Annotated in this window: 9 protein-coding genes and 1 pseudogene; 6 read left to right on the plus strand and 4 right to left on the minus strand. The window is 41.7% G+C overall.

Annotated features, from left to right (window positions below; translation table 11 throughout):
- Window positions 1–296: 296 nt before the first annotated feature.
- Window positions 297–1,931: a DUF4335 domain-containing protein gene (locus LC574_RS12410; RefSeq protein WP_229453801.1), complete on the minus strand. Its 1,635-nt coding sequence runs from the start codon at window positions 1,929–1,931 to the stop codon at window positions 297–299.
- Window positions 1,932–2,186: 255 nt separating this feature from the next.
- Window positions 2,187–2,792: a DUF3038 domain-containing protein gene (locus tag LC574_RS12415; protein ID WP_229453802.1), complete on the minus strand. Its 606-nt coding sequence runs from the start codon at window positions 2,790–2,792 to the stop codon at window positions 2,187–2,189.
- A gap of 344 nt (window positions 2,793–3,136) precedes the next feature.
- Here LC574_RS12415 and LC574_RS12420 point away from each other — a divergent pair, with 344 nt between their 5' ends.
- The 5 genes and pseudogenes from LC574_RS12420 (at window position 3,137) to LC574_RS12440 (ending at window position 6,098) form a co-directional block, all read left to right on the plus strand.
- Window positions 3,137–3,796 carry a hypothetical protein gene (locus tag LC574_RS12420; RefSeq protein ID WP_229453803.1) on the plus strand — a complete coding sequence of 220 codons (660 nt, stop codon included), beginning with the start codon at window positions 3,137–3,139 and terminating at the stop codon, window positions 3,794–3,796.
- A gap of 76 nt (window positions 3,797–3,872) precedes the next feature.
- On the plus strand, window positions 3,873–4,340 hold the full coding sequence (locus LC574_RS12425; RefSeq protein WP_229453804.1) for a MarR family winged helix-turn-helix transcriptional regulator: 468 nt from the start codon (window positions 3,873–3,875) through the stop codon (window positions 4,338–4,340).
- 59 nt (window positions 4,341–4,399) lie between these two features.
- A pseudogene (locus LC574_RS12430) lies at window positions 4,400–4,852 on the plus strand (MFS transporter); the annotation flags it as partial.
- Window positions 4,836–5,459 (plus strand): hypothetical protein, encoded by a 624-nt coding sequence (locus tag LC574_RS12435; protein ID WP_229453805.1) that lies wholly within the window; start codon window positions 4,836–4,838, stop codon window positions 5,457–5,459. The pseudogene LC574_RS12430 and the gene LC574_RS12435, both read left to right, overlap by 17 nt.
- A gap of 48 nt (window positions 5,460–5,507) precedes the next feature.
- The gene (locus LC574_RS12440) at window positions 5,508–6,098 is read left to right on the plus strand and encodes a Uma2 family endonuclease (RefSeq protein WP_229453806.1); all 591 of its coding nucleotides are present in this window, start codon (window positions 5,508–5,510) and stop codon (window positions 6,096–6,098) included.
- Here LC574_RS12440 and LC574_RS12445 read toward each other — a convergent pair.
- The gene (locus LC574_RS12445) at window positions 6,095–6,874 is read right to left on the minus strand and encodes a Uma2 family endonuclease (protein WP_229453809.1); all 780 of its coding nucleotides are present in this window, start codon (window positions 6,872–6,874) and stop codon (window positions 6,095–6,097) included. The two genes, LC574_RS12440 and LC574_RS12445, sit on opposite strands and share 4 nt — an antisense overlap.
- Window positions 6,875–6,962: 88 nt before the next feature.
- Window positions 6,963–8,192: a lipopolysaccharide assembly protein LapB gene (locus LC574_RS12450; protein WP_229453807.1), complete on the minus strand. Its 1,230-nt coding sequence runs from the start codon at window positions 8,190–8,192 to the stop codon at window positions 6,963–6,965.
- A gap of 1,016 nt (window positions 8,193–9,208) precedes the next feature.
- Between LC574_RS12450 and LC574_RS12455 the strand changes: the two genes are divergently transcribed.
- Window positions 9,209–9,517 (plus strand): CHASE3 domain-containing protein (locus LC574_RS12455; protein WP_229453808.1); only part of this gene is annotated, 309 nt, incomplete at its 3' end.

Consider the following 9,517-nt stretch of genomic DNA (forward strand, 5'->3'; position numbering starts at 1 on the left):
GTCTTTTTGAGTACCAATCGTTTGCATATTTATTACCTTTGATATGAGTGATTTATACCAATTCGTAATTAAAAAAAGTCAGATTTCATCTGGGTTTGCAAAGTTGTATCTATAGTTTGATTTTGGAGAATTGGTATTAACAGTGATTGTATTGATTGGTAGGTTTACTGGTATCAATAGTAAGACCAGTTTGATAACTGGACTCCAAAAAGCAAGCTCAAGAGCAATTGAAGTAAATAGAAACTGGCACAAGATTTGTACCAGTTTTATAAGTGGCATTAAACAGATTAATTTACTTATTCATCTGGAAAAGTCTGTACCTTGCCATCAGGAGTGAGAACAACTCGAATTTTGACATTTTGTCCGCGTTTATTGGCAGAAACAAAAGGTTTCCCAACTTCAGGCATTCCAGCGCTATCAACAAAGTCTCTTGCTGCCTTATTGAGAGGAATAATTCGTTCAATTGTGCCGTCAACACTGACTATCAAACTGTACTCTAATGTTTGTCCTAGTCCAGTGGGTGGTTGCCAACGTTTTTTTAAGTATTCTCTAGCTTCTGCTACTTGAGGTGTATCAAATAATGTGCCAGTAGCCACTTCTGTAGATTTGGGGCTTTGGCGTTCGTTCCCTAATTGATCGATAAAGGGATTATTATCCGCAGTTCTAGAGGAGGAAAGTTGTGAGGCAGGTTTCTCTCCAGGAGAAGATTGCTGTAGGGAATTAATTCTTTCCTCTAGCTGTTGTGAGGTTAGTTGGGAGGGTTGGGTAGCAGTATTACCACTATTGGGTATGGTGTTAAGAGACGGGGGGACAACTGGTGAGATATTAGTTGGTAAGCTGTTTGTGTTAGAAGATAGCCTGGGTGGCAAATCCCGCAGCTTAGGCAGAGTACCAGGTTGGGTAGTTGACCCTGTAGAGTTTTGTGCAAGATTTGGTAATATAGCAATTTCCTGACCTGGGATTTTGCTAGATGATGCGTTAGCGTTCGCGGAGCGTCTCGTAGAGAAGCTCGCCGGAGGCATCGCTCCATTAGTGGAAAGGGTTGAAGTCTTGTCCTGAGGTATTGTTAACGCATTTAAAGGTGGCGGTGTAGAGAAACTAGAACTAGGGGCTGTTAGAGGTGCTTGGGGTAAAGTGGATGTGGAAAGTGGAGGGGTGGAACCTAGCAAATTATCTGATGGATTATTGAGTCCAGGTTGAGGCGTGGGAAAGTTTAGTGAAGGTGAAGTTTCTAAAGCAGACTTTACTGCTGCTGGATCTGCTGTTTTGGCTATCTGCTGTTGCTTTTCCCTAAGGTTGTTAGCATATTGCCAAGTAACTGGTAAAAAACCTACACCTAATACTAATACTGCGGCAACAGGTGCCCAAGCAGGGAACCTCAGAGTCGAAGTGCTGTTGAGAGTTGGGAGGGCCATGACATCAGTTGAGTACTCATCTAAAGCACTGGCCAAATCGAATAGTTGCAACAGACTGAGTTGAATTACGGGGCCGGATGATTGGTTGGCGAGAGAACCGAGAAATAAGTTGTGAGTTAAATGGCTGCTTGGTTCTAAGCGGATATTTGCCCCAGGAATCTGGGTACTAAAGGAATTTAATATTTTTGTAGAGGACTTTAATTCCGGCTCACCTAATGCTGTGCTTGACTCCTGGGTATCGAAAAAACTAACGCAAAAGCTTTCTGGAGACTGTTGGAGGAATTGCTGTACGTAGCTTGTGACTGCATCACATAAAGCTTCAAGTTGATCGCGATCGCCCCGAATTAGAACTTTGTGTTTTTCTGATAGTTGGGGATCATCAAAACGAAGCTCAAAGCTCAGATGCTTGAGGACAGTTTTCCCCATCCAACGCGACAGAGGTGAGCTTTGCGCGAATACTTCTAGCGTGCAAGTAGGGGGTGTGTAGCAACGAGTGACAGAATTTGATAGAGGCATGGCAGGAACTGCGAAGAAGACTATTTGGAATTTTGCAAAAAAGTTAAGCCAGTTGCTTGCAAAGAAAAGTTGAAACTGCGGATTCCTCCACTCAGAATTTTGTCAAGTTCCTTCTGTTATGCAAACTGATTCAGGTGCAAAGAGGAAGACAGTGCTGATAGTGCATCGCCCAAGAGCTAACGACCATCAAAAGGGAATCCTTACCTAGCAAACTTTAATGAGCGAATTTTGGTTGAGGAATTTCAAATCTAAAATCTAAAATTTTGTAGAACGGTCTATAAGTGCTAGCCAGAGACGCCGATGCCCACCAGGAGCACTGTAAAAAAGTAACTCTACAAGCAGTTTTAGGGCCAGGTTGGTAAGTAAATCCGTTGAGATTTTCTCGTCCTCTTCCATCCGCTCTTGGTAGGTGTTGCAAAAAGCATCAATATAATCTCCAAGTAAAGCAGCCTGGTGAGGTTCCCGGTTATTTCCTGCCATTTGTTCCAACAGTCCGACAGCGCGGCGAATCAATTCCTGGTGCTGTTTAGCTAGGTAGCAGATGATCAGAACAAGCGATCGCGCTTCTTCGACATCTAGCTTTTTTCGCCCTCCTTGACCTTTGCGTAGGGGATTTGATTGGCGCAGTCGCCATAAAGCTACGCGGTCTGGTACTCTTGACTCTAAATTCAGATCAGTTGCCGCCGAAAGCATAGCCTCTGAACCAATCCCAGTTAAGGTTTCTAGCGCCAACAGCACCAAGTCTAATTGGGTTTTGATATTGTCCCATTGAACTGTGTTTGGGGCTGGAAGCTTGATTAAATCCTCCCACTGGGAATTCGGAGTGGCTGAGTTGGTGGCCGAGTGCATAACTTTTAGCATAGATGATCAAGCTGATAGGGGATGTTGCTGTTACCCATTTTGAAACCAGACTCTCAAGCATCAAGGTTGGTTTCCCATAGGTATGAGCCAGAGGCTTCAGGTAGATTTTTTTATGTGGTAAGCAGCAGGTATCTTTGTCCTACTCTAGATGAAAATTTATTTTCGACAAAGTAGAAAAGTATCAATTCTAGTTAAGGTTTACCCGACTTTCGCTGCAAGTTCCGTACAATAGTATAAATAAACAATGTTTTGAATGCTAACCTCTAATTATCGTTAAGTAATTATGTAGAATACTTCCTAATTTATTTGCGGCTTTAAATTTTGAATTTTATCCATTCATAGCTTTGTTTGCATCTGTGGGTTTAAACTGGTTAGGTAGTATTTACCAGACAGGAATTTCCCCCCAATTACCTCTTGAAAAAGGTAAAATAAATATATTAAGCCTTTTTGCAAAAAAGAATCTTCCTCGAAATCTCAGTTATGGCTTTGGTGGGTTCGGTGTTTTACTTGTAATAGCGAGTATTGGTGTTCTTAGTTGGGGTGGTTCTGACATCTGCAAGTATGCAACTATTGGCTTGGCTATGGGTTTGGGTTGGTTAATTTTACCTATGGTGTGGATTAGTCGTTACCACTTTGGCAAGAAGTTTCTCACAGCGCGTTATTGGATTGCAGGTTGGTTAATTCCCTGTTGGCTAGCTTTGGCGATGATGGGTAGCATAGGGCTTTTAAGTGACTATAACCCTGTTTTGAAATCTTTTTTACAACAAAGTGCGATCGCCCCAATTCTTCAATCTCATCCTACCTACTATGTGCAAATAGACGCTAAAACCAAAGTACTGCTTAATTTCTATCTTTCTATTCACCCCCAACAAGTAGCATCTATTTCCCAAATACCAGCTTTGAGCTATGCTTGGATTTACACTGAGCAGTCCCCTAAATTATCTAGACCTCACCGCATTATCGGCACTGTCAAAGAGTACCAGTTGATTGAATTTATTCCCTAAGACAGATGTCAAGCAACTATTGCTAAAAAAATTAATCTAGTTATAATAATAGTACGCATACTAAGTATTTTGCTAAATGGTTTCTACATCTAATCACTCCCCACCTTTAGATTCGTGGCAGCAAAATCTGGCACCATACAATTTGGGCTACAGAATCAAATTAGTCTCACAACTGCTTGGACGCAAGTTTACAGATAGGCTAGAACCCTTTGGACTTACGCCATTTCACTGGCTAGTTTTGTGCTGTTTGTGGCAAGAAGATGGTTTACCTACTTCTAGTATTGGGGACAAACTCAAACAAGTGGGAGGAACTTTAACAGGCGTACTAGATCGGATGGAAGAACGCGGCCTGGTGCGTCGAGAACGCGACACTCACGATCGCCGCATCTGGCGAATCTGGCTAACGGATGCAGGTAAGGAACTGGAAGGCGTTTTACCCCCAATCGCCGCAGCAGTGCGTGATGAAGCGATGGATGGTATTTCCTTTGCTGACCGGGAACTGTTTTCTGAAATCTTGAACCGGGCGATCGCTAACCTCTCCTAAAGATAATGCCAAATCACCCGACCGGGGATGTCTGCGGAAGTTGCTGTGGAAGTCAAGTAATATATCGGTTTTCTCGGTATCGTACCTTAATTAGTACGCAAGTCTTGGCGATGATTCAATCGTTAACATTAGCAGCGCTGGCGCTGACTGGTGTGATCCAGGTATGGCACATCATCGCCTTGAGTTTGTTGCAAGGATTTATTAACGCCTTAGATGCGCCAGCCCGCCAAGCATTTGTGCCAGAATTGGTTGAGCACAGAGAAGATTTAGCCAATGCGATCGCTATCAACTCCACGATGATCAACGGTGCTAGATTAATTGGCCCTGCGATCGGCGGTTTACTAATTGCCAGGGTTGGAACTGCTTATTGTTTTTTATTTGATGGTTTGAGCTACATTGCTGTAATCGCCGCTTTATTGGCAATGAAAGTTAAACCTTGGAAAAATGTAGTAACTGACGGTAATCCCTTACAAAAAGTTAAGGAGGGATTTGTATATGCCTTTAGTTTTCCACATGCTTGGTGCATTTATGGCGGTATTGGATATTCAAATAACTAATGCTTCGCTGCAAGATATTCAAGCAAGTTTAGGAGCAACCTTAGAAGAAGGTTCTTGGATTTCTACAGCGTATCTCGTAGCAGAAATTGTGGTAATTCCAGGGGCATTAATGCTAGCTGGTGTTTGGTATGGAATTAAGCAAGAAAAACCCCAACTTAATTTACTGAAACAAGGTGACTGGTGGGGAATTATTGCAATGGCTATTGGGTTAGGTTCCCTGCAAGTTGTTTTAGAAGAAGGTAGCCGCAAAGATTGGTTTGGTTCGTTAACTAATAGAGAGCAATTTTACTCGAATAGATTGGGTGATACAGTATCTTTATATAATCCAGAAACTCAACAGCGAATTGACCAAATGACGCAGTATTTTGTCAGTCGAGGAGCAGATTTAAGTACAGCACAAAATCAAGCGATCGCATACATATCCAACATCGTCCGCCGGGAAGCATTTGTAATGGCTTTTAACGATTGTTTCTACTTTATTGGCATTGCTTTACTAATTAGTGGTCTTGCTATTTTATTCTTCAAAAAGGTGAAAGCAACTGGTGGCGCTGTCGCTCATTAAATTTGTTGTATGAGTTAAAATGTTTGGTAAAACTAGTAAGGTACTAAAATGGTCGTTAGCCAAAGTGAGTACTATATCTCCCCAGAAGAATATCTAGAAGGCGAGAAATTTAGTGAAATCAAACACGAATATATTGATGGGCAAGTCTACGCAATGGCAGGGGCAAGTGATGCTCATGTCACAGTTAGCATGAATGTATCAATGCTGTTACGAAACCATCTCCGGGGTAGTGGTTGCCGTGTCTACATGTTAGACATGAAAGCACAAATTGATCTGATAAATCGCTATTTTTATCCCGATGTAATGGTGACATATGATACACGAGATAGAGAATCTGAATATTTTAAGTCTCATCCTTGCTTAATTATCGAAGTGCTTTCTGAATCAACAGAAGGCTATGACAGAGGCAAGAAATTCGCTAGTTACCGACACTTAGAATCACTACAAGAATATGTGCTAATTTCACCAGAGCGAATGAGTGTTGAATGCTTCCGTCGCAATGAAGAAGGACATTGGGTACTTTACCCTTATGAAAAAGAACAAGAAGTGCATTTAGCTAGCGTTGATTTTCGGTGTGCGATGCCTACGGCGGGCTACGCCTACGCAGAAATATATGAAGATGTAGTATTAGTACCCTAATCCAACATTTCTGGATCAATTCCTAAAGCATTGAGTTGTTCAACAGAGAGAGTACGCAACTTCTCTGTAATTAAAAGCCGCTTCTGTCGTTCAGTTTCAGCCCTTTGTCGCTCAACTTCTGCCCGTTCCTCACCCGTTAACAGTAAATTTCCTTGTGCATCCCACCAGCGTAACCAAGGTAACTCTGCATTCTGATAAAATCCCTGCCAGATTCCCAATTCTACCCTTAAAGGAGCAATTGGGTAATGTCCCCGTTCATTGGGTTGCATCAGTTGATAAGTATTATCGATTAGGTGATACACCTCAATCTGGGCTTTTGCTACTTCATAAATCCCATAATAAGGGACTCGAATCGCCTGCTCATAAACCCAATATTTACCAACATTTCCACCTTCACCTTGAGATGGTGGTGTATTATCTCGTTCTTGGGAACCATCTCCAGAGACAAATTCCAGCGCAATCAACGGCGCGATGTACTCTTTCCATAGCACATAAGAACGCCGCATTTTACCATTCAGAGTTGGTGGTACATTGGGTACATAAAACCAATCGGGTGCTTCAGCGCCTTTTTCAGGAGGATCTGTCAATCGCCAGTAAATACCAGAATCTTGTCCAATACAATATTGACCGTCAGGATGGCGTTGTTCTAGAACTGGTTTAATTGAATCTGTAATTAAGATACTTTGCGGATGCTCCTGAAGATTCTTCACAAATGTACCATCTGAGTCTGGTAACTCGGTGTGATCGGGTAAAGTTAATGCCGATAGGGAAGTCACGTCGCTTCGCTCCGAATTCAAAATTCAAAATTCAAAATTCAAAACTTGTACTGAGCTTGTCGAAGTATTCAAACATTTTTAATATTGCCTACAAATTTGCTTTCGAGACTTTTTCAATTTGTCCAGTAAAGTATGCTTCCTCATATTTGAGTTGTTGCGCTAATTCTAACCCTTTTTGAAAAGCTGTTAGTGCTTGAGGAAACTCTTTGCGTTCTAGATACAATTGCCCAATTTGGTCATAAGCTTGCATCAGCCCGTAAAAGTTGGCGGCTTGCGCCTCTGTCTCCACAAGAATTTGGCTAGCCTGCAAAGCCTCGTCTGTTTGTCCTTGAGAACGGTACAGCGCAATTAACTTCTGCAAAGCTTCACCAGAACGAACGTATTCCTTTAATTGCCAAGCAGTGGTATAAGCTTCTTGATAATTTTTAAAAGCTTCTAGCAGTAAGTTAGGATCTTTCTTTGCTAGAGATTCGTAATTTGAAGCGATCGCTAGTTTTAATTCTGGTATTTCAGTAAGATTATTTTCACTAATGTAAATTTCTGCTAATTTATTAAGTACATTCAATGACTGCTGCGGTTGGTTTGTCTGGTCGTAAATTTCAGCCAGCTGTTGCAGATATGTTACCTCGTTTACACGTTCGCCAAGGGATGTAGCTAAACTCAACAATTCCTCATAAATTGGCGCAGCTTTGAGATAATCAAACCAACTCAAATGTACCTCTCCAATTGTCTTGAGGGTTTCTATAAGTGCTGTTGTATTTTTTTGCTCTCGCACCACTAGCAAAACTTGATCGTAAGCTTCCACAGCTAGTTTAGGCGATCGCACATTTTGGTAAGCTTGACCTAGCGATCGCCACAATTCGAGATCAATTGGGGCAGTTGTTTTCTGAGATTGTGCCTGCTTTTGAATTGCTTGCAATCGCTGCATAATATATTGTACTTCTTGCCCATCATTTTGCTTCCAAGCGATCGCCCCGACTCGTGATAGTGCTTGCACCTCTGCTAATGAACCTAAAAATCGCCGCAAGCGAAGTTCCCGGTTCCAAATTTCAAACGCCTCCACCTGATCTCCTGCTTGCAGTTTCGTTGCTGCTTCTTGGTTTAAAGCATCCAGCGCTGGTTCTAACTTTTGCTGTTCTTGGAGAGTTAATGGCTGTTTGTCCTTGGGCGAACGTGGTAGCAGTGGATCGGGTGTGGTAATTTCTAGGGGATTAGGCGGAAATTTATCCGGTAGTTTGGGCTTTTTAGTCTGTGCCAGCGTCAAGGAATTGCTAAAGAATATAGCCGCAGTAACAATCACAATTAAGCGCCTGAGCATGGGTACTTTACCTTGCCTTGAGTTAGTTGCATGAGTTAATTATCCCCATGCCCTATTATTTTTACAAAAAAAGGGAGTGGGGAGTAGGGAGTGGGGAGTAGGGTGAAAAAAGGAAAAACTTCAGTTGTGGGTTTAAAGCCCACTAAAAAACAAATATTTATGCCTCCTTCTTCGAGGCATAAAGTGTCCTTATTTCAATCCCACTACTCGTTTGGGTGGGTTCCCTACTCCCTACTCCCTACTCCCTCTGAACTTATTCCAGCAATTCTGAAGCATCACTGACTGAAGAAAGCAGGAAAGACAGGGTTCATTGGTTTTCTTCTCCCCTACATTGCTTTATGTCTCTATCTAGTGTATATATTTAATAAGTCAAGTTAATATCAAGCTAATAAAATCAAAGTTTTTAAGTGTAATTGCTGAGGTGATGTAGCACATTGACATAATTTATGCAAGCGAAAATTTTTGAATATGGTTAGGGAAATATACTGAATCATTTAACAAAATTTATTATTTGCCTTCCTATGAGTCAGAAAATATACCCTCACAATAATTAACTAATATAGATATCCTTTATTAAAGCTAGTTTGCTCTAGAAGTTAAGAAACTTGGTATCAGTTAGCACGACTATGACGATTAGTATCGTAAAAAACTTTTGGCATTGCTGATTTCAAGTATGAATTCAAATATAAAGACGCGATGTTATATCGCGTCTTTATATGGGTTTTGATATTAAACAAAATCATTTTCATACTTCTTATTCAGCAAGCCAATTTCTTCATGGGTGTTGTTTGGTGGAACAAAAATATAGCCGCTTGGACTGGGGCTGCTACTCACCCTTCTCCTTAAGAGCGGGACGCTACGGGTGAGGCTCTAACGTCGCTAACGCTGCGATCGCGGCGGTAATATCTTGCAGAAAAGACAGCCAGTAGAGAGCAACTTTTACCCGTCTAAAGAGCTGGCTCACCGTTTTTACCAAGTTTAGTCAGCAGCTACTTTTTTAAATAGGAAGGTAAAAAATGGAATGGGCTATTTACAAAAAGAATACGGGCAGTTTTGTAATAGCAGTCGCAATTATGACTGGTGTTGGCGTAGTCTCGTATCTTAGTTTGCTTCAGTATAGAGAAAACGCTCAATGGGTAACACATACACGCGAGGTGCTGGAAAAGACTAAAGAAGTAATGTCACAGATCAAAGATGCAGAGACTGGACAACGGGGCTATCTTCTCACGGGCAAAGAACGGTATCTAGAACCCTATCGCACTGCAACTAGCGAGATTACTCAGAAACTTAAAGCTCTGCGCCAATTGACTGCGGATAACCCCAAT

It is taken from the genome of Nostoc sp. CHAB 5715 (genome assembly GCF_020829685.1).
In the GTDB taxonomy this organism is placed as follows: Bacteria; Cyanobacteriota; Cyanobacteriia; order Cyanobacteriales; family Nostocaceae; genus Nostoc.

What these genes read in the sequence shown, in the direction of transcription:
- LC574_RS12450 (WP_229453807.1), bottom strand. Translation starts at nt 8,192, where the DNA reads ATGCTCAGGCGCTTAATTGTGATTGTTACTGCGGCTATATTCTTTAGC.
- LC574_RS12435 (WP_229453805.1), top strand. Translation starts at nt 4,836, where the DNA reads ATGCCTTTAGTTTTCCACATGCTTGGTGCATTTATGGCGGTATTGGAT.
- LC574_RS12425 (WP_229453804.1), top strand. Translation starts at nt 3,873, where the DNA reads ATGGTTTCTACATCTAATCACTCCCCACCTTTAGATTCGTGGCAGCAA.
- LC574_RS12440 (WP_229453806.1), top strand. Translation starts at nt 5,508, where the DNA reads ATGGTCGTTAGCCAAAGTGAGTACTATATCTCCCCAGAAGAATATCTA.
- LC574_RS12415 (WP_229453802.1), bottom strand. Translation starts at nt 2,792, where the DNA reads ATGCTAAAAGTTATGCACTCGGCCACCAACTCAGCCACTCCGAATTCC.
- LC574_RS12410 (WP_229453801.1), bottom strand. Translation starts at nt 1,931, where the DNA reads ATGCCTCTATCAAATTCTGTCACTCGTTGCTACACACCCCCTACTTGC.